The 21,403-nt window shown below is 54.9% G+C and carries 22 protein-coding genes; 8 read left to right on the top strand and 14 right to left on the bottom strand.

The window, feature by feature from the left end:
- Position 1: 1 nt before the first annotated feature.
- The 3 genes from treC to treR form a co-directional block, all read right to left on the bottom strand.
- Positions 2-1,657, bottom strand: coding sequence for an alpha,alpha-phosphotrehalase (gene treC / locus CWM66_RS20475; protein WP_007372823.1), 1,656 nt, complete (start codon positions 1,655-1,657; stop codon positions 2-4).
- Between the two features lie 45 nt (positions 1,658-1,702).
- A complete protein-coding gene (gene treB, locus CWM66_RS20470; protein WP_007372824.1) occupies positions 1,703-3,121 on the bottom strand; it encodes a PTS trehalose transporter subunit IIBC in 1,419 nt (472 codons plus the stop codon).
- Between the two features lie 125 nt (positions 3,122-3,246).
- A complete protein-coding gene (gene treR, locus CWM66_RS20465; RefSeq protein ID WP_072440914.1) occupies positions 3,247-4,194 on the bottom strand; it encodes a trehalose operon repressor TreR in 948 nt (315 codons plus the stop codon).
- A 174-nt stretch (positions 4,195-4,368) separates the two neighbouring features.
- Between treR and mgtL the strand changes: the two genes are divergently transcribed.
- Both mgtL and mgtA read left to right on the top strand, forming a co-directional pair.
- Positions 4,369-4,452 (top strand): mgtA regulatory leader peptide MgtL, encoded by an 84-nt coding sequence (mgtL, locus tag CWM66_RS29565; protein WP_107147173.1) that lies wholly within the window; start codon positions 4,369-4,371, stop codon positions 4,450-4,452.
- 242 nt (positions 4,453-4,694) lie between these two features.
- On the top strand, positions 4,695-7,403 hold the full coding sequence (mgtA, locus tag CWM66_RS20455) for a magnesium-translocating P-type ATPase (RefSeq protein WP_107147172.1): 2,709 nt from the start codon (positions 4,695-4,697) through the stop codon (positions 7,401-7,403).
- A gap of 192 nt (positions 7,404-7,595) precedes the next feature.
- Here the strand turns inward: mgtA and ridA are convergent, their stop codons facing one another.
- From ridA to CWM66_RS20435, 4 genes are all read right to left on the bottom strand, one after another.
- Positions 7,596-7,982: a 2-iminobutanoate/2-iminopropanoate deaminase gene (gene ridA / locus CWM66_RS20450; RefSeq protein ID WP_035887044.1), complete on the bottom strand. Its 387-nt coding sequence runs from the start codon at positions 7,980-7,982 to the stop codon at positions 7,596-7,598.
- Positions 7,983-8,064: 82 nt separating this feature from the next.
- Positions 8,065-8,526 (bottom strand): aspartate carbamoyltransferase regulatory subunit, encoded by a 462-nt coding sequence (pyrI, locus tag CWM66_RS20445; protein WP_107147171.1) that lies wholly within the window; start codon positions 8,524-8,526, stop codon positions 8,065-8,067.
- Positions 8,527-8,539: 13 nt separating this feature from the next.
- Positions 8,540-9,475: an aspartate carbamoyltransferase gene (pyrB, locus tag CWM66_RS20440; protein ID WP_007372832.1), complete on the bottom strand. Its 936-nt coding sequence runs from the start codon at positions 9,473-9,475 to the stop codon at positions 8,540-8,542.
- Between the two features lie 35 nt (positions 9,476-9,510).
- Positions 9,511-9,615 carry a pyrBI operon leader peptide gene (locus CWM66_RS20435; RefSeq protein WP_071532031.1) on the bottom strand — a complete coding sequence of 35 codons (105 nt, stop codon included), beginning with the start codon at positions 9,613-9,615 and terminating at the stop codon, positions 9,511-9,513.
- Here CWM66_RS20435 and CWM66_RS20430 point away from each other — a divergent pair.
- Positions 9,595-9,711: a hypothetical protein gene (locus CWM66_RS20430; RefSeq protein WP_090135648.1), complete on the top strand. Its 117-nt coding sequence runs from the start codon at positions 9,595-9,597 to the stop codon at positions 9,709-9,711. The two genes, CWM66_RS20435 and CWM66_RS20430, sit on opposite strands and share 21 nt — an antisense overlap.
- Before the next feature lie 3 nt (positions 9,712-9,714).
- On the opposite strand, the gene CWM66_RS20425 is transcribed toward CWM66_RS20430, so the two are convergent.
- The 5 genes from CWM66_RS20425 to arcA form a co-directional block, all read right to left on the bottom strand.
- Positions 9,715-10,194, bottom strand: a complete 480-nt coding sequence (locus CWM66_RS20425) for an arginine repressor (protein WP_007372833.1) — start codon at positions 10,192-10,194, stop codon at positions 9,715-9,717.
- Between the two features lie 105 nt (positions 10,195-10,299).
- Complete coding sequence (locus tag CWM66_RS20420) at positions 10,300-11,703, bottom strand: YfcC family protein (protein WP_079517040.1); 1,404 nt, start codon at positions 11,701-11,703, stop codon at positions 10,300-10,302.
- A gap of 48 nt (positions 11,704-11,751) precedes the next feature.
- The gene (argF, locus tag CWM66_RS20415; protein ID WP_079517039.1) at positions 11,752-12,756 is read right to left on the bottom strand and encodes an ornithine carbamoyltransferase; all 1,005 of its coding nucleotides are present in this window, start codon (positions 12,754-12,756) and stop codon (positions 11,752-11,754) included.
- Positions 12,757-12,774: 18 nt separating this feature from the next.
- Entirely contained in the window at positions 12,775-13,686 is a 912-nt protein-coding gene (gene arcC, locus CWM66_RS20410) for a carbamate kinase (protein WP_107147170.1), read from the bottom strand.
- Between the two features lie 10 nt (positions 13,687-13,696).
- Positions 13,697-14,917, bottom strand: a complete 1,221-nt coding sequence (gene arcA, locus CWM66_RS20405; protein ID WP_007372837.1) for an arginine deiminase — start codon at positions 14,915-14,917, stop codon at positions 13,697-13,699.
- Positions 14,918-15,594: 677 nt separating this feature from the next.
- Between arcA and CWM66_RS20400 the strand changes: the two genes are divergently transcribed.
- Positions 15,595-16,047 (top strand): YhcH/YjgK/YiaL family protein, encoded by a 453-nt coding sequence (locus CWM66_RS20400; RefSeq protein ID WP_007372839.1) that lies wholly within the window; start codon positions 15,595-15,597, stop codon positions 16,045-16,047.
- Between the two features lie 36 nt (positions 16,048-16,083).
- On the opposite strand, the gene argF (CWM66_RS20395) is transcribed toward CWM66_RS20400, so the two are convergent.
- Entirely contained in the window at positions 16,084-17,088 is a 1,005-nt protein-coding gene (gene argF, locus CWM66_RS20395; RefSeq protein WP_079517037.1) for an ornithine carbamoyltransferase, read from the bottom strand.
- Positions 17,089-17,250: 162 nt separating this feature from the next.
- Here argF (CWM66_RS20395) and rraB point away from each other — a divergent pair, with 162 nt between their 5' ends.
- From rraB to CWM66_RS20380, 3 genes are read left to right on the top strand one after another with little or no spacing between them, the layout of a single operon-like run.
- Positions 17,251-17,685, top strand: a complete 435-nt coding sequence (gene rraB / locus CWM66_RS20390; RefSeq protein ID WP_007372841.1) for a ribonuclease E inhibitor RraB — start codon at positions 17,251-17,253, stop codon at positions 17,683-17,685.
- Between the two features lie 45 nt (positions 17,686-17,730).
- Positions 17,731-18,489, top strand: a complete 759-nt coding sequence (gene miaE, locus CWM66_RS20385; RefSeq protein ID WP_007372842.1) for a tRNA isopentenyl-2-thiomethyl-A-37 hydroxylase MiaE — start codon at positions 17,731-17,733, stop codon at positions 18,487-18,489.
- A 22-nt stretch (positions 18,490-18,511) separates the two neighbouring features.
- Positions 18,512-19,336 carry a topoisomerase II gene (locus tag CWM66_RS20380; RefSeq protein WP_107147169.1) on the top strand — a complete coding sequence of 275 codons (825 nt, stop codon included), beginning with the start codon at positions 18,512-18,514 and terminating at the stop codon, positions 19,334-19,336.
- A 39-nt stretch (positions 19,337-19,375) separates the two neighbouring features.
- On the opposite strand, the gene CWM66_RS20375 is transcribed toward CWM66_RS20380, so the two are convergent.
- On the bottom strand, positions 19,376-19,879 hold the full coding sequence (locus CWM66_RS20375; protein WP_064568638.1) for a GNAT family N-acetyltransferase: 504 nt from the start codon (positions 19,877-19,879) through the stop codon (positions 19,376-19,378).
- A gap of 194 nt (positions 19,880-20,073) precedes the next feature.
- Between CWM66_RS20375 and CWM66_RS20370 the strand changes: the two genes are divergently transcribed.
- Positions 20,074-21,276, top strand: coding sequence for a YjgN family protein (locus CWM66_RS20370; protein ID WP_071920108.1), 1,203 nt, complete (start codon positions 20,074-20,076; stop codon positions 21,274-21,276).
- Positions 21,277-21,403 lie beyond the last annotated feature (127 nt).

Raw genomic sequence — 21,403 nt, 5'->3', positions numbered from 1 at the left:
TCTAAGACTGTCGCCACCACACGGCCTCGAACGGCCGAAGTACCATGTCGCCAGGTTTTGCGGAGACTTCAGCATAGTTGCTGATCACAACCTGCCAGTCGCCGGGCATCTCTTCCGGATGCCACGGTTGAAATGTGTTGCTCAGATTAGCAATAACCAGCAGCGTTTCGCTCTGCCACTGGCGGCGGTAACACCACAGATACTGATGCGTGGGCAGCAGATCCTGATAATCGCCCCAGGTGAGCAGCGGCAGTGTTTTACGCAGACGGATGAGTTTCTGGTAGGTATAAAACACTGAGCCCGGATCGCTGATGGCCTTCTCAACGTTGATTTCACGGTAGTTGTCGCACAGGCCAATCCACGGGTCGCCAGTGGTGAAGCCGGCATTTTTGCGGGCGCTCCACTGCATCGGCGTACGGCTGTTGTCGCGGGATTTACTGGCCAGAATCGCCAGCAGTTCTTCCGCCTCACGTCCGGCGGCGCGCTGCTCAGCAAACATATTGTGGCTTTCGATGTCGCGGTAATCGGTAATGCGGGAAAAGTGCGGGTTGGTCATGCCAATCTCTTCGCCCTGATAGATATAGGGCGTGCCCTGCATGCCGTGCAAAATCATCGCCAGCATTTTGGCAGACGGAACGCGCAGCATGCCTTCATCGCCAAAGCGTGACGCAACGCGCGGCTGATCGTGGTTACACCAGAACAGCGCATTCCATGCGACGTTATGCATCCCCTGCTGCCAGTGGCGGAACAGCGCTTTCAGCGCCGCATAATCCGGCCGGGCGAGAACCCATTTTTCGCCGTTGGGGTAGTCCACCTTCAGGTGGTGAAAATTAAAGGTCATCGACAGTTCACTGCCGTCCAGCGCGCCATAGCGCTTACAGTTCGCCAGCGAGGTAGAGGACATTTCACCCACCGTCATCAGTTCGCGCGGCTGGAAAACCTCGCGGCTCATCTCCTGCAGAAATTCGTGCGCCCGCGGGCCATCAGTATAAAAGCGTCGCCCGTCCCCGTCGTGATCGTCCGGGAAATCCTGCTCTTTGGAGATTAAATTGATGACATCGAGACGTAAACCGTCAACGCCGCGATCCGCCCAGAAAGCGCAGACCTCTTTTAGCGCGTCGCGGACTGCCGGGTTTTCCCAGTTGAGATCGGCCTGCTCCGGCGCAAAAAGGTGCAAATAGTACTGGCCGCTCTGGCTGTGCCAGCGCCACGCGCTGCCGCCGAATTTGGAACGCCAGTTGTTTGGTGGTACGTCCGGTTCGCCGTCGCGCCAGATATAGAAATTGCGGTAAGGGCTGGTGGGATCCTGCGCCTCCTGAAACCAGGCGTGCTGCGTTGAGGTGTGATTGAACACCATATCCAGAATCAGGCGTATTCCGCGTTGGTGCGCCTGTGCTACCAGTTCGTCAAAGTCTTCCAGCGTACCGTAAGCGGGGTCAATCGCGGTGTAATTCGCTACGTCGTAACCATTGTCGATTTGTGGGGAAATGTAGAACGGTGTCAGCCAGATGGCATCCACACCCAGGGTTTGCAAATAGTCGAGGCGGGCGATAACGCCGCGTAAATCACCGGTACCGCTGCCGGTCGAGTCCTGAAAACTTTTTGGGTAAATCTGATAAATGACGCCGTTTTGCCACCAGTGGGGAAGGGTATTCATAGCAATTCCTGCGAAAACAAAGGGGGCGCAAACGCGCCCCAAACATTACACAATCTGCAAAGTGCCTTGACGGAACTTGCGCTGATAAACAAAGGAAGTGAGGGCAATAGGGATCACCACGGCGATGGCCATCGCAAGCGTAAAGACCTGCCAGTAGGTGGGTTGAATGGAGAGAATGCCCGGCAAACCGCCGACGCCGATACCGTTCGCCATTACGCCGTTCAGACCGCACAGCAACCCGGCGAAGCCGGAGCCAACCATGGCGCACAGCATCGGGAAGCGGTATTTCAGGTTAATGCCGTACATCGCGGGTTCGGTGACGCCTAAAAAGGCGGAGATGGCGGCAGGCACGGAAACCTCGCGTTCATTTTGTTTACGGCTGGCGATGATGATACCGACCACTGCTGACCCCTGAGCGATATTGGAAAGCGCAATCAGCGGCCATACCGGCGTTCCGCCCATGCTCTGGATCATCTGCATATCGATCGCCAGCGTGGTTTGATGTACGCCAGTGATAACCAGCGGCGCATAGAGAAAACCAAACAGCGCGGCGCCAATCGGGGCAAAGCTTCCGGTCATCAGATGACGAACCGTATAAGCCACGCCATCGCCAATCATGCGGCCGAACGGGCCGATAAAGGCGTGGGCGAGGAACACCGCCAGGATTAACGAGCAGACCGGTACGACCACCAGATAGAGGTAATCCGGCACCAGGCGTTTTAAGCGCGTTTCAATCACGCCCAGCATCAGACCCGCCAGCAGCGCCGGGATAACCTGCGCCTGATAACCGACTTTGGCGATGGTAAACAGGCCGAAATTCCATGCTTCCGGCGTTTGCGAACCCAGCAGATAGGCATTCATCAGCTGCGGTGACACCAGCGTTATGCCCAGTACGATCCCGAGGATCGGCGTTCCGCCCATTTTGCGCACCGCTGACCAGCAGATGCCAACCGGCAAATAGAAGAAAATCGCTTCGCCAATCAGCCACAGGAAGTCGTAGACCGTTTTCAGCGACGGGAACATCTGCGCCAGCGTCTGGCCATTGCTCATCGGCACATCGCCGATCACATTACGAAAACCGAGAACCAGGCCTCCGCTGATCAGCGCCGGGAGAAGCGGGAAAAAGATCTCAGCAAAATGAGAGATCAGGCGCTCGTGCCATTTCATATTTTGCCGCGCCGCCAGCTTGGCCTGCTCTTTATCAGCATGCGCCAGGCCGGTGGCTTCGCGCAGCGCCTGATAGTAGTCGCCAACGTTGGTGCCGATCACCACCTGAAACTGTCCGGCATTGGTGAAACAGCCTTTAACCATCGGCAACTGCTCAATCTCTTGCGGGTTGGCCGCTGCCGGATTGTTCAACACGAAGCGTAACCGCGTAATACAGTGGCTGACAGTAGCGATGTTTTCGCGTCCGCCCACCAGTGCGATCAACTTCTCAATATCTGATTGATTTACTTTGCCCATCAAGGTGCCTCTCGAAGGAGAAATGATGCGTAATGACCGGAGCAAAGCGTAACCAGGAGCAAAAAAATAGAAAATGGGAACGTTCCCGAAACCGGGCGAGGATCACAATAAACCGTACGGCACAATCAGGCGAGTCTGGCGGGGATCACAATTTGCCGTAAATCAGCGCGACCATTAACTTGTTCTATTAACTGGGCAGCAGCCTGGCGGCCTGCCTGGGCATAGCCGGGATCGACGGTAACAATTTCCGGATGCAAAAACTTCATCAACGGCGTATTACCGACGCTGGCAAGTTGCAGGTTTTCGATGCGCTGTTGCTGCAAGTATTTGCTGGCACCAAGCGCCAGCGTATCGGTAGCGCACAGTAGCGCGGTGGTTTGCGGCGTCAGCACTTCAGCAACATGGTCGTAACCCTGCTTCATGGCAAGGCCAGGCAGTACGGAGAGTGGTTCAAGCTGGTATCGCTGGCAGCATGCCAGATAAGCATCGTGGCGGCGTTTGCCGGTCGTGACATCGCTGTGCGGCACGCCGATAAAGCTGATATGGCGATGGCCCTGAGCGTAGAGTTTTTCCATTAATAGCTCAATGGCGCCTTCGTCGTCGTAACAAACCGAAGAAAAACCGTTCGCGTCGCGCGCCAGCAGTACCAACGATGACTGCCAGGAGGCCAGCAGCTCTTCGGTAATACCGGTAAAACCAAACAGCACGACGCCGTCGATATTGCGGTGGCTCAGCATCTGTAAATGCTCGCCGACCAGTTCCGGCGAAAACTGGCTCTCCATCATGATCGGGTCGTAACCCTGTTCGTAGAAGGCGGGGAGCATGGTCTGTACCGCAAGGTTTTCCGACAGGGAATCGAGACGCGAGACGATAATCGCCACTACTTTGTCGCTTTGCCCGCGCATGGCGCGTGCGGAACGGGAAGGGGAGAAACCGTGTTGATTGACGATGGCCTCCACTTTTTCGCGTGTCCGCTGGCTCACGCCGCTTTCATTATTCAGCACGCGGGAGACGGTGGATTTCCCCACCCCGCTTAAGCGCGCAATGTCTTTGATTGTCAGCCGGTTTTGCATGCGTCCTGTCCTGTTCCTTATTAAGGCGGATTGCAGAATAGAGGAGTTTCGTTCAGGTTCCAACCGCTCAGCAATGAGCAAAGTCTGGTTTATGCGCTTTGTGCGGCTAAATATCGTTGCGTATACGTTTGGTTTAATTCAGCAGGGCTATGATACCGCCACGTAATCATACGAATGCAATTCTTACCCTTACTTACCGGAGGCCAGATGGATCCCGATCCCACACCTCTCCCGCGATGGAGAACTGTTTCCCGGTAAGCCTGCTTTTGCTGCCTTACCGGATGCGTAAGGCAGCGATGTTATTGTCCCTGCCCAAACAGAAACGCCTGCTGGCGCGGCGTTGCCACGTCACTTGCGTAAAATTTACACCCATCATTCATGCTGTATCGAGGCGGCAAGGTATTGAATTCCTCGCTTAGCGCCTGGGTTCGCCGCCGCGATTGGGTCTGAAAGATGATGTGCAGAAGGCACCCGCGCGATGCGGGGGCAAGGATATGACTATGCTGAAAAACTTCACCCGGCAGCTCTTCGCTCGCCTGAACCGCCATTTACCGCGTCGCCTGGTACAGCGCGATCCGCTGCCCGTCGTACAGACCGTTAACCACGGCGATATTCCCGCGTCGATGGGCGAACGCTGCCTGTCGATTGCTGCAATGGAGCCGACACTGCTGTGGCAAACTTTTGCCAGCCACCCGGAAGGGCTCACTGAGCAGGAAGTGGCGCAGGCGCGTGAAACGCACGGTGAAAACCTGATCCCGGCGCAGAAACCGTCACCGTGGTGGGTTCATCTGTGGATCTGCTACCGCAACCCGTTCAACCTGCTGCTCACCTGCCTTGGGGTGATCTCCTATGCTTCGGAAGATCTGTTCGCCGCTGGTGTGATTGCGCTGATGGTAGCGATTTCCACCCTGCTCAACTTCCTGCAAGAAGCGCGTTCCACCAAAGCGGCGGATGCGCTGAAAGCGATGGTCAGCAACACCGCGACGGTGCTGCGGGTGGTGAATGAAAAGGGCGAGAATAGCTGGTGCGAGATCCCGATCGATCAACTGGTACCGGGCGATATCGTCAAGCTGGCGGCGGGCGACATGATCCCGGCGGATCTGCGCGTCTTGCAGGCGCGGGATCTGTTCGTTGCTCAGGCTTCGCTGACCGGTGAATCCCTGCCGGTAGAAAAAGCGGCGACCAGCCGCCAGACGGCGCAGAAAAACCCGCTTGAGTGCGACACGCTGTGCTTTATGGGTACCAATGTGGTGAGCGGAACCGCGCAGGCCATGGTGATTGGCACCGGCGGCAACACCTGGTTCGGGCAACTGGCCGGGCGCGTCAGCGAACAGGAAAGCGAACCGAACGCCTTTCAGAAAGGGATCAGCCGCGTCAGCATGCTGCTGATCCGCTTTATGCTGGTGATGACGCCGATCGTTTTGTTGATCAACGGCTTTACCAAAGGTGACTGGTGGGAAGCAGCGCTGTTTGCCCTCTCGGTTGCCGTTGGCCTGACGCCGGAAATGTTGCCGATGATCGTGACCTCGACGCTGGCGCGCGGGGCGGTGAAACTGTCAAAACAGAAAGTGATCGTTAAACATCTGGATGCGATCCAGAACTTTGGCGCGATGGATATTCTGTGTACCGACAAAACCGGCACTCTGACGCAGGATAAGATCGTGCTGGAAACGCACACCGATATCAGCGGCAAAGTCAGCGAATGGGTGCTGCACAGCGCATGGCTGAACAGCCACTACCAGACCGGGTTGAAAAACCTGCTGGATACCGCTGTGCTGGAAGGCGTCGATGCGGAAGCGGCGCAGACGCTCTCTTCGGACTGGCGCAAAGTGGATGAGATCCCGTTTGATTTTGAACGCCGCCGGATGTCAGTGGTGGTCGCCCAGCAGGCGGATGTGCATCAACTGATCTGCAAAGGCGCGCTGACGGAAATTATCAGTGTGTGCTCGCAGGTCCGCTTTAATGGCGAGATTGTCCCGCTGGATGACACCATGCTGCGGCGCATTGAACGCGTCACCAGCACCCTGAACCGTCAGGGGCTGCGCGTGGTGGCGGTGGCGACCAAATACCTGCCCGCGCGCACGGGAGATTATCAGCGTGCGGATGAGTCGGATCTGATCCTCGAAGGCTACATTGCGTTCCTCGATCCGCCGAAAGAAACTACCGCTCCGGCGCTGAAAGCGCTGAAAGCCAGCGGCATCACCGTTAAGATCCTCACCGGCGACAGCGAACTGGTGGCGGCTAAAGTGTGTCATGAAGTCGGGCTGGAAGTGGGTGATGCGCTGACCGGCAGCGAAATCGAACATATGAGCGATGATGAACTGGCGCAGATGGCGAAACATATCACGCTGTTTGCCCGCCTGACGCCGCTGCACAAAGAGCGCATTGTTCGCTTGTTGAAACGCGAAGGGCATGTGGTCGGTTTTATGGGCGACGGCATTAACGATGCCCCGGCGCTACGCGCGGCAGATATCGGTATTTCCGTGGATAGCGCGGTCGATATTGCCCGCGAAGCCGCCGATATCATCCTGCTGGAAAAGAGCCTGATGGTGCTGGAAGAAGGCGTTATTGAAGGGCGGCGGACCTTCACCAACATGCTGAAATACATCAAAATGACGGCAAGTTCTAACTTTGGTAACGTCTTCAGCGTGCTGGTGGCGAGCGCCTTCCTGCCGTTCCTGCCGATGCTGCCATTGCACTTACTGATTCAGAACCTGCTGTACGATGTGTCGCAGGTGGCGATCCCGTTTGATAACGTTGACGACGAACAAATTGCCAAACCGCAGCGCTGGAACCCGGCAGATCTCGGGCGTTTTATGATCTTCTTCGGGCCGATCAGTTCGATCTTCGACATCGTGACCTTCTGCGTGATGTGGTGGGTATTCAAAGCCAATGTGCCGGAAGCGCAAACCCTGTTCCAGTCTGGCTGGTTTGTGGTTGGTTTACTGTCGCAAACGCTGATTGTGCATATGATCCGTACCCGTCGCGTGCCGTTTATCCAGAGCCGCGCCGCATGGCCGCTGATTGCCATGACGCTGATGGTGATTTGCGTTGGTATTGCGTTGCCGTTCTCGCCGCTGGCGAGCTACCTGCAATTGCAGGCGCTGCCGCTGAGCTACTTCCCGTGGCTGGTAGCGATTCTGGCTGGTTACATGACGCTGACCCAGTGGGTGAAAGGTTTTTACAGCCGTCGTTATGGCTGGCAGTAACCCGTTAATTGCCCGGTGGCGCTTCGCTTATCGTGTTGCGTTCGGTGGGGAAAAAGTCGTTTTGCCGCGTTGCGAACCGGATGACGGCGGGCTTAGCTGAGGTGCGGAGTGTTACAGGCCGGATGGCGACTCGCTTATCCGGCCTGCAAACTGGCGTGCCGGATACGTTTACGCAGCCACCCGGTATGCGGATTAGCGACGTACGGCGATCGCTTCAATCTCGATTTTCACATCTTTCGGCAGGCGCGCGACTTCCACGCAAGAACGTGCCGGGAAGGTGGCGTTATGCTCAGCGAAAAAGGCTTCGTAAGTGGCGTTAACGGTGGCGAAATCGTTAAGATCTTTCACAAACACGGTGGTTTTCACAATGTCGCCCACTTTCAGGCCAGCGGCCTCGACGATCGCTTTCACGTTGTCGAGAGACTGGCGCGCCTGCGCCGCGACATCTTCCGGCACGCTACCGGTTTTCGGATCGACCGGGATCTGGCCGGAGGTGAGGATCATATTGCCGAGATCAACAGCCTGCACATAAGGGCCGATGGCAGCTGGCGCATTTTCCGTCGCGATAACTTTAGTCATGATGTTTCCTGAATATCAGCGGTAATAAGGTGGCGGTCATTATACACGTTATCGCACAGACCGCCTCTTTACTGGCCGGGCGTTAATTGGACAGCACGACGTGATGCGAGAACTCTTTCTCGCAGTATTTGCACTTCAGCGCGATATCCTGCTCGCGTTGTTTCACCGCAAAGCTGGAAGTGACCGGCTCGGCATGGCTAATGCAGTTGCTGTTCGGACAAACCAGTACGCCAGTGATGCGTTCCGGCAGGCTCGGGCGCGATTTGCCCACCACTTCATACTCATCAATCCGGTTAACGGTGGCCTGCGGCGCATACAGCGCCAGCTGGTTGACCTGCTCATCGGTAAGAAACGTGTTCTCTATTTTGATCAAATCCTTGCGGCCCATTTCGCCGGACGGCAGGTTAAGGCCGATGGTAATGCGCTGGTCAGTTTCCGTCAGTTTGAACAGCGTCAGCAGCTTGAACCCGACGCGGGCAGGGATGTGGTCAATCACGGTGCCGCGTTTAATGGCTTCGACCTGAAGTTTATTATCGTGTGTCATTGTCGTTTCCCCCTTACAGAGCCAAATCGCGATTGAGAACCAGCGCCAGCAGAGCCTGGCGGGCGAAAATACCGTTGCCAGCCTGCTGGAAATACCAGGCGTGCGGCGTTTTATCAACGTCGGTGGTGATCTCGTCAACGCGCGGCAACGGATGCAGCACCTTCATATTGCTGCGTGCGCCGGTCAGATCGCTGGCGCGCAAAACAAACTGCGCTTTGACGTTGGCGTATTCCGACGGGTCCAGACGCTCTTTCTGTACGCGGGTCATATAAAGAATATCCACTTCCGCCATCACCTCTTCGATGCTGGCATGCACGCTCCAGGCCATGCCTTTCTCGTCGAGCATATCCAGAATGTACTGCGGCATTGCCAGCGCATCCGGGGCGATAAAGTAGAAGCGGTTGCCGCTGAATTTTGCCAGCGCCTGCGCCAGTGAATGCACAGTGCGGCCATATTTCAGGTCACCGACCATGGCAATATGCAGGTTTTCAAGACGCCCTTGCGTCTCCTGGATGGTGAAGAGATCGAGCAGCGTTTGCGTCGGATGTTGGTTGGCGCCGTCGCCAGCGTTCAGCACCGGAATACCGCCGGAAAATTCGGTTGCCAGACGCGCAGCGCCCTCCTGCGGGTGGCGCATCACGATGGCATCCACATAGGTGCTGATAACCGAAATAGTGTCTGCCAGCGTTTCGCCCTTCTTACCCAGCGAGGTGTTGCTGCTGTCGGAAAAGCCGACCACGCTCGCGCCGAGACGGTGCATGGAGGTTTCAAATGACAGACGCGTACGGGTGGAGGCTTCAAAGAAGCAACTGGCGATCACTTTATGCTTGAGCAGCTCTGGCTGGGGGTTGGCCTTCAGTCGTGCGGCGGTGTTAAGCACCAGTTCCAGTTCTTCGCGGCTGAGATCGTTTATGGAAATGATATGTTTCTGATATAGCGGATTAGCCATGGTTATCTCCTGACGACTGCGCAAAAAAAAGCCCCTCAATAGAGGGGCTGTGGAATAGGGTTCGCAACGGGAAAGAAAAACGGCAGGCCAGCGCCCTTTTTCAGACGCGGTAAGACAGTTTGTCGTACACACTGGACCATGCTTCCTCCCGGCAAATTGTCCCGGATTATACGCAGCTGCTTTTTTGGATCAAGCGATTGATGCACATTTTACGCAGTGCAAACGGTTCTCTTTGAATATTAATGCGTTCTAAGTAGATAATTAATTTGTTTATGCACTAACGCCGTATGCTTTACCTCTCTGGGCGCAACCCAGACAATGCTGCTCCCCGCCACGACGCCGAGGATTTCCGGCAACTGGTGATAATCCAGAATGCGTGCCACGGCGCGGCCATATCCGGCCACGGTGTGAATAAGGATAAATTCGCTATTATGCTCGACGCTGACCACCATTTCGGAGACCGTGCGGGCGGCGTCCGGCACCGGGCGCAGCTGCGGATTCAGCGCATAAATTTTTTGTCCTTTGGCGTTGCGGATTTTTATCACGCCGAGCAGTTTCAACAGGCGGGACACGGTGGACTGGCTAATAGCGTCAAAACCGTGGTACTGCAAATCGCGACGGATCGCTTCCTGCGAAAGGTAGCTTTTTTCGCTAATCAGTCGCTGGCAAACGGCTAATTGAAGCTGCTCTTTCGGTGAATAATCTCCATATTCCATCATCTTTTTTCCCGTATCAGTTGCCGAAACAAAATGCCCGGCAGCTCAACGCCTGCCGGGCCTGGTTACTCTATGCACGGCCGGTTAGGCGTTGAGCCACCCGACGTGTTACAGCAGGGCCCCAAGGCTCAGCGCCGCCATGATCACCACGGTCAATATCGCCAACAGCGGAGCAACCCACTTCAGATAACGGACGTAAGGAACATGGGCGATAGCCAGCCCCCCCATTACCACAGCGGAAGTCGGGGTTACCAGGTTGACGATGCCGGACGCGGATTGATAAGCGGTGACGACCAGGTCACGGTTGACGTTAGCGAAATCGGCCAGAGGCGCCATTATCGGCATCGTCAGAACCGCAAGGCCGGAAGAAGAGGGCACGAGAAACGACAACACCACTTCCAGCCAGTACATAACGTTAATAAACGCGACGGTGGATAACCCGCTGACCATGTCTTCGGCACTGTGCAAAATAGTATGAGTAATCATACCCTTATCCATGATTACTACGATACCGCGGGCAATTCCAATAATCAGCGCTACGCCCAGCAGATCCCGTGCGCCGTTGATAAATGTCGACGTCAGCTCCTCTTCGCTCATACGGTCTATCAGACCAACGATAATCGCGCTCGCCAGGAACACCGCCGATATCTGCGCCATCCACCAACCCAGCACAGCGACACCATAAATCATCACTACAAAGGCCAGTGCGAAAATCACCAGGATCAGCTTCCGAAGCGGCGTAAATTCGAGGATCTCTTCTGACTTATGCCCAAGGAAGAAGGCCCGATCCTCATCCTGCTTATCTGCGACGATCGACAGTGCCGGGTTCGCGCGGACTTTGCGGGCATAGCGCATTACCCAGCCGACGCAAATCACCCAGCCGATGACCAGCAGCGCTAAACGCAGGACGATGCCGTGGGTGAACGGGATCCCGGCGGCGTTGGCGGCGATCACTGTGGCAAACGGGTTGATAGTTGATCCGAGCGTGCCGATCCCCGCGCCGAGCAGAACGGTGGATGCGGCGACGACCGGATCAAAACGGGCGGCAAGCATAACGGGAACCAACAGCGTATAAAACGGCAATGACTCTTCGGCCATGCCATAGATGGTGCCGCCAGCGGCAAACAGCGCCATCAGGATCGGGATCATCCACTCTTCGTGGCCGCGTAAGCGCGTGGTGACGCGCTCGATCCCGGCGTCGATGGCACCTGTTTTGGTGACGATGCCCAGAAAGCCACCGATGATCAGAATAAACAACGCCACGTCGATAGCGCCCGCCTGTCCGGTATCCGGATCGTACAGACCGCTAATCGGTGCCATGATCACCGCGATAAGCCCCTGCGGTTGCGCGGTAACGTGCGCATAGGTTCCGGCAACGGGCACCTCTTTGCCGAGCGCGGGGTTCATCGCCATATGATACTGACCCGCAGGAATGATCCAACTGAGCGCGGCGACAATGGCAATCAACACAAAGAGAATGGTGTAAGCGGAAGGGAATTTGAACTTGCCCATGATGTGCTCCTTAACCCCGGCACACCCCGTGATGTGCCGGGGGAGTGGTTAGTCGCCGAGTGTCGCCACCATAACCGCTTTGATGGTATGCATCCGGTTTTCAGCTTCGTCAAAGACGATGGAGTTCGGCGATTCGAAAACCTCTTCCGTGACTTCCAGCCCTTTCAGGCCATAGGCCATTTCGATCTCGCCGCCCACTTTGGTGTGCTCGTTATGGAATGCGGGCAGACAGTGCATAAATTTCACCTGCGGATTGCCGGTGGCTTTCACCACCGCGCTATTGACCTGATAGGGTTTCATCAGGCTGACGCGCTCGGACCAGGCCTCTTTCGGTTCGCCCATCGACACCCACACATCGGTATAGAGGAAATCCACGCCCTGCACGCCTTCTTCAACCTCTTCGGTGAGCATGATGCGCGCACCGGTTTCACGGGCAATGGCTTGGCATTGCTCAACCAACGCGGCTTCCGGCCAGAACGACCTCGGCGCGACCAGCCGGATATCCATGCCCATCTTGGCCGCGCCGACCATCAGCGAGTTACCCATGTTGTTGCGCGCATCGCCGAGGTAGGCAAAACGCAGTTCCGACAGGCGTTTGCCCGGCGCGTGTTCGAGCATGGTCATCAGATCGGCAAGGATCTGCGTCGGGTGAAACTCGTTGGTCAGCCCGTTCCATACGGGAACACCGGCATACTGACCCAGCTCTTCCACAATTTGCTGGCCATAACCGCGATATTCGATGCCGTCATACATGCGTCCCAGCACGCGTGCTGTGTCTTTCATTGACTCTTTATGACCGATCTGTGAACCGCTCGGCCCGAGATAGGTCACCTGCGCGCCCTGATCGAAAGCGCCCACTTCGAACGCGCAGCGGGTGCGGGTGGAGGTTTTTTCAAAAATCAGCGCGATGTTTTTGCCAACCAGCGTTTTTTTCTCACAGCCCGCTTTTTTGTCAGCTTTCAACCGGATAGCAAGATCGATCAGGTACTGGATTTCCGCCGGTGTGTAATCGAGCAGTTTGAGAAAGTTACGATTTTTCAAATTGATACTCATGAGATCTTCCTTTTTAAATCAGTGACGAATTAAGGTGCCTTTATCCCCGGCGAGAATGGCCGGGCCATCCACCAGTGCGCCAATACCCGCGATGCCGTTGCAGGCCTCGACAAACTGGCGGCAGGCGGCGACTTTCGGTCCCATCGAGCCCGCGTCGAACTGCAACCCTTGCAACATTTCCGGGGTTACCTGCGCCAGCGGGCGCTGCGTGGGTTTGCCCCAGTCGAGGTACACCGCGTCGGCATCGGTGAGGATCAGCAGAGCGTCCGCTTCGATTTGCCGTGCCAGCAGCGCCGCCGAGAGGTCTTTGTCGATCACCGCTTCAATGCCGTGGTAGCCGTTGGCGTTTTCCACTACCGGTACGCCGCCTCCGCCATTGCAAATGACCAGGTGATCGCGGTTTATCAGCGCACTGATGGCATCGCTCTCGACAATGCGTTTGGGCTGTGGGGAGGGAACCACGCGGCGGAAGTAGTGGCCATCTACCTTAAAGACCCAGCCTTTTTCCTGCTGCAGCGCGTGGGCTTGCGCTTCGCTGTAAACCGGGCCGATGTATTTGGTGGGGTTGCTGAATGCCGGGTCGGCCGGGTCCACTTCCACCTGGGTGAGCAGTACGCTTACCTCGCGCTGCGGCAGGATGTTTTTCAGCGACTGTTGCAGCATGTAGCCGATCATCCCCTGGCTTTCGGCGCCAAGAATGTCGAGCGGGTAGGGCGTGACTTTGTCGTAAGCGCTGTTTTGCAGCGCCAACAGACCAACCTGCGGCCCGTTGCCGTGTACCAGCACCACGCGCCACTGCGCGGTCAGCCCGGCGATGGTGCGCGCGGCAAGATCAATGTTCTGACGCTGGAGGTTCGCTTCCAGCGGTTCACCGCGTTTCAGCAGTGCGTTGCCGCCGAGCGCGACAACCAGCGTAGGTTTTCTTTCCATGATGGCTCCTTTAAATCCCGTCGCGTTCCAGTGGGCAGCTCATGCAGCGTGCACCGCCGCGCCCGCGCCCCAGCTCATCGCCAGGAATGGGCAGCACGGTGATCCCGGCTTTGTCATACTTTTCGTTAGTCCAGATATTGCGTTCGTAACCCACCACCACGCCGGGGCGCAGCGTGAGGACGTTGTTGGCGTCATTCCACTGTTCGCGTTCGGCTTCGAAGGCATCGCCGCCGGTGGTGATGAGCCGTATCTGGTCAATGCCGAGCGCTTTCTCAATGGCGTGCAGCAGATCGTTCTCCTGCGTACGTTGCAGGCCGCCGCGTCCGTCCGGGGTGAGCGTCCAGCAATGCGCATCTTTGCGCACCACTTCCGGGTAAACGGAGAAGGTGTCGATATCGATATGCGTCATCACGGTGTCGAGATGCATACAGGAGCGGTGTTTGGGGAGTTCGACGACGATAACGCGTTCAGCCTGGCGGTGTTTGAACAGGCTATTGGCAAGAAACTCAACGCCCTGGGGCGTGGTACGTTCTGACAAGCCAATTAATACCGCGCCGCGACCGATCACTAATACGTCGCCGCCTTCTAAAGTGGCATGGTCATAATTAATATTTTCGTCGCCAAAGTATTTAATAAATTCACCGTCAGCGAAGGCCGGATGCCAGCGATAAATTGCGCGCAGATTATTTGTTTCGCGCTGACGAGCTGGTTTGGCCATTGGGTTAATCGATACGCCGTTATAAATCCAGCAGGATGTATCGCGGGTAAATAAATGGTTGGGCAACGGCTTCATAATAAAATCATTCGCCGTGTGGATATCCACCACCATATTTTTAATAAATGCCGGGATTTCTCCGTAGGTTAATCCGCCGCTGAGCCGCCGCGCCAGCTCGCGATGCGGCATATCTGCCAGCCAGCTGCGTACGTCTGCGGCGAAGGCGGGGCCAAGGCGATAGTCGGAGATCTGCATGTCCAGCAACCAGGCTTTCGCCTCAGCAATATCAAGCGTTTGTGTCAGAAGGTCGGTTAACAGCAGGACTTCCACACCCTGCTCGCGCAGCGTGTTTGCGAAGGCGTCGTGCTCTTCGCCGGCGCGCTCGACCGATAACACATCATCAAATAATAATTCCTGGCAATTCGATGGGGTTAAACGTTTCAGACTTAAATTGGGGCGATGCAGCATAACGCTTCGCAATTGACCTATTTCAGAACCGACGTAGTGCTTTTCCATAATTATTCCTTTAACTGTTTTTTAAGAATAAAAAGGGGGCGCGCGATGAAATCTTTTTAATTTCTTCGCGGGTTAATGGTTGTTAATTTCACGGCTCATAGTAGAAGTCGTATGAATTAATAATGTGATTGTGCTCACGTCGGATGGGATATTAAAGGGCTGTTGTTCGAATGCATGATTCGCGTCAGAGAATAGATAATTAGCCTTATTATAAAGATGAATGGCTACGCATTAATGGCTGATATTATTCACGGTTGTTATAATTTTGTAGACATGTATGGATTTCATTGATGTGTAACGCCTTGATTTTTATGCGCTAATAGTAATGATTAGAATAAATATGCAAAATAGTGAATAAACCAGTTTCACAAGCGGGTGAAAAGGGAAATAACCAGTGAATTAGCACGCAAATAAGCGAAGCGTCAAAGTGTGATTCAGGGAAGGTTTTTTAAATAATATATTAAATATCAGTAGTTAACAGATGGTTCGCTGTTCCCGCTGACCAGGTTTATGCATTATCACTGCATAAACTCCGCCTGAGGATTAACAGGCATATAACATATTTTCCGATAAACATGCGTTGTCACAAATCTCCCGTAAAAAGTGGTGGTATGGCAGTGTGAATTTTCGTATAAACATTTAAAAATGAAACGATGTTTTATATCGAGGGTTAAATCATGATCGTTGGTAATATTCACCATCTGCAATCCTGGCTGCCGCAGGAATTGCGCCAGGCTATTGAACACGTTAAACAGCATGTCACCGATGCGACGGCGATCGGCAAACACGACATCGACGGTAACCGCCTGTTTTATCTCATCTCTGAGGATTCGACTCAGCCATTCGCCGAGCGCCGCGCGGAGTATCACGCGCGCTATCTGGATATTCAGATCGTCCTGAAAGGCCAGGAAGGGATGACCTTCAGCACCTTGCCTGCGGGCGCACCGGATACTGACTGGCTGGCTGATAAAGACATTGCGTTTTTGCCGGAAGGCGGCGAGGAAAAAACCGTGGTGCTAAGCGAAGGGGATTTTGTCGTCTTCTGGCCAGGCGAAGTACATAAACCGCTGTGTGCGATCAATGCACCTGCGAAAGTGCGCAAAGCGGTGGTGAAGCTGCTGGTTGCCTGATAATGCTCCCTCACCCCTGCGGGTGAGGGGCAAAACTTACTGGCTGAGCGTTGCCACCATCACGGCTTTGATGGTGTGCATCCGGTTTTCCGCCTGGTCGAATACCACGCTTGCTGGTGATTCAAACACTTCATCGGTGACTTCCATACCGCCGTGCAGGCCAAATTCTTCCGCCATTTTCTTGCCGAGCGTGGTTTGATCGTCATGGAAGGCCGGCAGACAGTGCAGGAATTTCACCTGCGGGTTGCCGGTCAGCGACAGCATCATGCTGTTCACCTGGTAAGGACGCAGTAGCGCGATGCGTTCAGCCCATTTCTCTTTGGCTTCACCCATCGATACCCAGACATCGGTATAGATGAAATCTGCGCCCTTCACGCCAGCGGCGACATCTTCTGTCAGCAGAATATTGCCACCGTTTTTCACTGCCAGCGCGGTGCACTCCGCCACCAGGCTGGCATCCGGCCAGCAGGCCTTCGGCGCAACAAGACGCAGATCCAGGCCGACCAGCGCCGCCGCTTCCAGCATGGAGTTGCCCATGTTGTTGCGCGCATCGCCGGCGTAGACCAGCGCCATCTGGTTGAACGGTTTGCCCGGCAGGTGCTCGCGCATGGTCAGCAGATCCGCCAGCAGTTGCGTCGGGTGGAACTCATTGGTTAAACCGTTCCACACCGGCACGCCTGCATATTGCGCCAGCGTTTCGACAATCTCCTGGCCGTAGCCGCGATATTGAATGCCGTCGTACATACGACCCAGTACGCGCGCGGTATCTTTAATCGATTCTTTATGGCCGATCTGGCTGCCGCTTGGCCCAAGATAAGTAACGCGGGCACCCTGATCGTATGCGGCAACTTCGAAAGAGCATCGGGTGCGGGTAGAGTCTTTTTCGAAGATGAGCGCGATGTTTTTGCCGATAAGTTTCTGCACTTCCTGGCCTTTTTTCTTATCAGCTTTTAATTGCGAGGCGAGTTGCAGCAGGGCGTTGATTTCCGCAGGTGTAAAATCGAGCAGTTTCAAAAAATGTTTCTGGTAAAACGCAGACATGTTTTCCTCACATGGCTAAGGCCACTTGTTGAATTAAAATTCAATTTATATGTATGAATATGCATTTGCAACCCCGGCGGATAAATCTTTTCGGCGAGGAGTGGAGGCAACGGCGGCGGTGTGTGACAATAAGTGTATCTGCCACATTATGAGGAACGAGCCATGGCGAACCCGGAACACCTGGAAGAGCAGCGCGAAGAGACGCGTTTGATTATTGAAGAATTGCTGGAAGACGGCAGCGATCCTGAAGCGCTGTACACCATTGAGCATCATCTGTCGGCAGATGATTTTGAGACGCTGGAAAAAGCCGCCGTTGAAGCGTTCAAGCTGGGTTATGAAGTGACTGAGCCGGAAGAGCTGGAGCTGGACGAAGGTGAAGTGGTGATTTGCTGCGACGTTCTGAGCGAATGCGCGCTGAACGCCGAGCTTATCGACACGCAAGTTGAACAGCTGATCAACCTCGCGGAGAAAATCGGCGTTGAGTACGACGGTTGGGGGACTTACTACGAAGATCCTGACGGTGAAGAAGGCGAAGACGGCGAAGAAGGTGACGACGACGATTACGTCGATGAAGAAGACAACGGCGTGCGCCATTGAGTGACCGTTGCGGCAGCGCCTGCTGCCGCAAAGCAAGGAACCGCCATGGATTACCCGCAAATACTCGCCCCGGTTTTAGATTTTCTCCACTGCCCGACACCCAACGCCTGGATAGAAAAAGCCCGCGACCCGGCCATGCTGCCGCTGCTGCTGACCGACCACATGATCTGCGAACTGAAAGCGGCGCAAACCGCCATGCTGCTGGTACGCAAATATGTGGCGGATAAAGCCGGTTCGGATGCGCTACTGGAGTGGCTGAAACCCTACGAAGCCTTCGCTTTCCGCGAAGGGCCGGAACCGGATTTTGTCGCCCTGCATAAACAGATCGGCAAAAGCGTCATGCCGCAGACCGACGATGCCTGGGGACGCCAGCTTATCGACAGCATGGTGCTGCTGATTAAAGAAGAACTGCACCATTTCTGGCAGGTGCGGGAAGCGATGAACGCCCGTAATATTCCCTACGTCAAAATCACCGCCAGCCGTTATGCCAAAGGCATGCTGAAAGAAGTTCGCACTCATGAGCCGCTCACTTTGGTCGATAAACTCATTTGCGGCGCTTACATTGAAGCCCGCTCCTGCGAACGTTTTGCTGCGCTGGCGCCGTGGCTGGAGGCAGATTTGCAGAGCTTTTATTTGTCGCTGCTGCGTTCAGAGGCGCGTCACTATCAGGATTATCTGGCGCTGGCACAACAGATTTCCACTGTCGATATCAGTCCGCGCGTGCGCCATTTTGGCGAAGTGGAAGCGGCGCTGATCTCAACACCGGATACGGAGTTCCGTTTTCACAGCGGCGTGCCGGTGTAATCCAACGTTAAGGGAACAAAGGATGAACTGGACGCACGTAGTGATGGCGGGCTATGCCGGTGCGGCGATAACCATTGTCACCGGGCTGATGCGAAAAAAAGGGTGGCTAAGTAAGGGCAGCGCGGCAGTACTGGTGGCGGTATTTATCGCCCTGTGGAATTTTATCGACATCCGCTATTTGCAGGCACAAAAAAATGCGCAAACCGCCGAGGCGCGGTTTGATGCGATGGTGCAGCAAGTTCCCACCTGGCAATTAATGGCTGAACACGAACCAAAGCTGTTTAGCGAGCTGCGTAATCAGGTGGTGGTGCTGATGAAAGCCGGTGCCAATGAGCAAAAAATTATCGATACCATCCAGCCCCGGTTTAGCGCTTTGCAAATGCAGCGTATGCCGCTGGCGTCGGATCAACTGGTGGTCGCGGAAACGCGTGTGTTGATCGATCAAACAGTAGAAATGCAAAAAATCAGCGATGATGCCTGCTTCCGTTTCCATTATCCGGAGGTAAAAGGCGGCGTTAACCCGATGGCGCTTAACTCGCGCGCGATGCTGCAACGCCGTCTGGACACCGATTACGCCATGCTACAGGCCACCTACGGGCCGGATAAGCACACCATTACGCCACAAGAGGAGAAGCAGGCGCAGGCGGATCTCAAACCGATTGTGCGCCAGCTCTACAGCAAATATGGGCAGGATGTGCAATTGCTCAGCCACCCGGATCAGGCATCTGGCAAGGAGAAAGTGGTTTGCGACATGATGCTGGAGATTTTGCACGGGGTGCAGGCGCTGCCGCAGGAACGGGCAGCCGGTCTGTATCGTTCATTAATGCTTAAAGCGAGCCGCTCATAATCAGCATACGGAGCGGGTGCGCTACCCGCTCGTTTACCGTTACAGCGTTTTCAGCATGCGCACTTCACAGTCAACATGACCGGTACAGCCCAGCGGCCCATCGATATGTTCGAACCCCAGATGTTCATACAGGCCGATGGCGTCGGTTAAAAACGCGGTCGTTTCCAGGTAACAGCGGGTAAAGCCCTGTGTACGGGCGTGATCCATCGCCATCAGCGCCAGCTTTTTCGCCAGCCCCTGACCGCGTGCAGCGGGAAGAAAATACATCTTTTGCAGTTCGCAAATATCCGGCTCGCTACATTTTAGCGGCGCCACGCCGCCTCCGCCCACGACCTCGCCATTCAGTTCGACGACCCAATAGGCGCAACCCGGCTTACTGTAAAGCTGGTACAGCTCATCCAGTTCAGGGTCGGCAACGGTGTAGCCTTTATCGGCGGTGAGGCCATATTCCGCCGATACCTGGCGGATCACAGATGCGATTGCGGCATTGTCTGTTGCAGCAATTCGGCGCATTTTTACCTCTACCGGAGCGGTCACATTCATCTCTGCTCTCTGTTAGGTTACTTTTTCACGTGATCACGCTTAATACCACTCTCACAGCAATCTGGCAAGACCAGGAATATTGGTCGCTATTTTTTTATCCGTAAGCTATTTAAACTTGAGGCTGGAAATAACTATTCCGTAACATTTTTACGTCTTATTAGGCTGTGCTTTTCTTTTTTGCGATAAGGATTGTTATGACTTTCGATACTCAGGGTTCCGCGACAGCGCCGGTACGCCATTTCCTTTTTCAGGGAAGTGGTAAAGGCTATTTCCTGATCTGGCTGATTAATATTCTGCTAACCATGATAACGCTGGGGTTATATTTGCCATGGGCGTTAGTCCGTTCCCGCCGTTATTTCTACGCCAATACTGAACTGGATGGCGCACGTTTTTCTTACCACGCGACCGGGCGTTCGGTATTTGTCGGCTGGCTGTGCATGCTGGTGCTGTATGCAGTTTTCATCATTAACATGGTGCATGGCAATATTGTCCTGCAATTGTGCATGATGGCGTTATTCCTGATCTTTTTCCCATGGCTGATTACTCAGGGTTTGCGTTATCAATTTCTGATGACGGAGATTAACGGCGTCCGCTTTAGTTTTTACGCCAGCCCGCTGCGGGCGTGGTGGGTGATGATGGGCTGCCCGTTGCTGATCGTGGCTGCTGCCATTATTGTGTTTTCTTTCTTTACCACCTCGGCGCTGAGCAGCGGTTCGTATACCGCTATTTTCACCATGATTGGCGTTGGTACCCTGGTATTATTGCTGGGTGTGGCGATAATGCAGGGCGTATATACTGCTCAGTGGTTTAGTATGCTGGTGAATAATCTGCAATACGGTAAGCTGAAATTTTCCGGCGAATTCTCGGTGAAAAAGTGCATCACCATTATTGTGCTGTCGATGCTGCTGTTTGTGCCGTTTATTGCCATCGCGCTTTATATCACCATTCCGGCCTTCTTTATGCTCTCGCAATATGCTTACGCGGTTGGCGACAATCCGGAGCAACTGGCGATGCTGATGGGGCCGTTTTATGGCAAATTGATCTTCAGCTACCTGGTTTATATCGGCGGTGCGATCATTTGTTATATTTTCGCTTTCGTGAAGCTGCGTAATTACCTTTACAGCCAGTTGGCGCTGGAAGGGGATATTCATTTCTCTTCTACGGTCACGCTGGGACGCGTGTTCTGGATCTCCGTCACTAATTTGCTGGTGTGTTCGGTAACGCTATTCCTGGCGTGGCCATGGGCGAAGGTGCGTTTTACCCGCTATCTGCTGGAAAACACGCATCTGCACGGTGATCTGTCGTCATTGCCGCTGGAGAATCACGATCAACAACCGGCGAAGGATCCGGCCAACCTGCTGGCGCGCGGTCTGTCGTTCTACCCGGCGCTGTTCTGAGTTTATTGTGCCGGTTTTATCCGGGCTGCGTTGTGTTGGCTGAAACGTTGGTTGTCCGGTAAGCCGCCGGGCAACCCACCGGAGGGATAAAAAAAGCCGGGCATCGCAGCCCGGCTTTTTCATGCCT

The organism is Kosakonia sp. H7A, assembly GCF_003028445.1.
Lineage (GTDB): Bacteria > Pseudomonadota > Gammaproteobacteria > Enterobacterales > Enterobacteriaceae > Kosakonia > Kosakonia radicincitans.
This window is presented reverse-complemented; position numbering and strand designations above follow the sequence as displayed.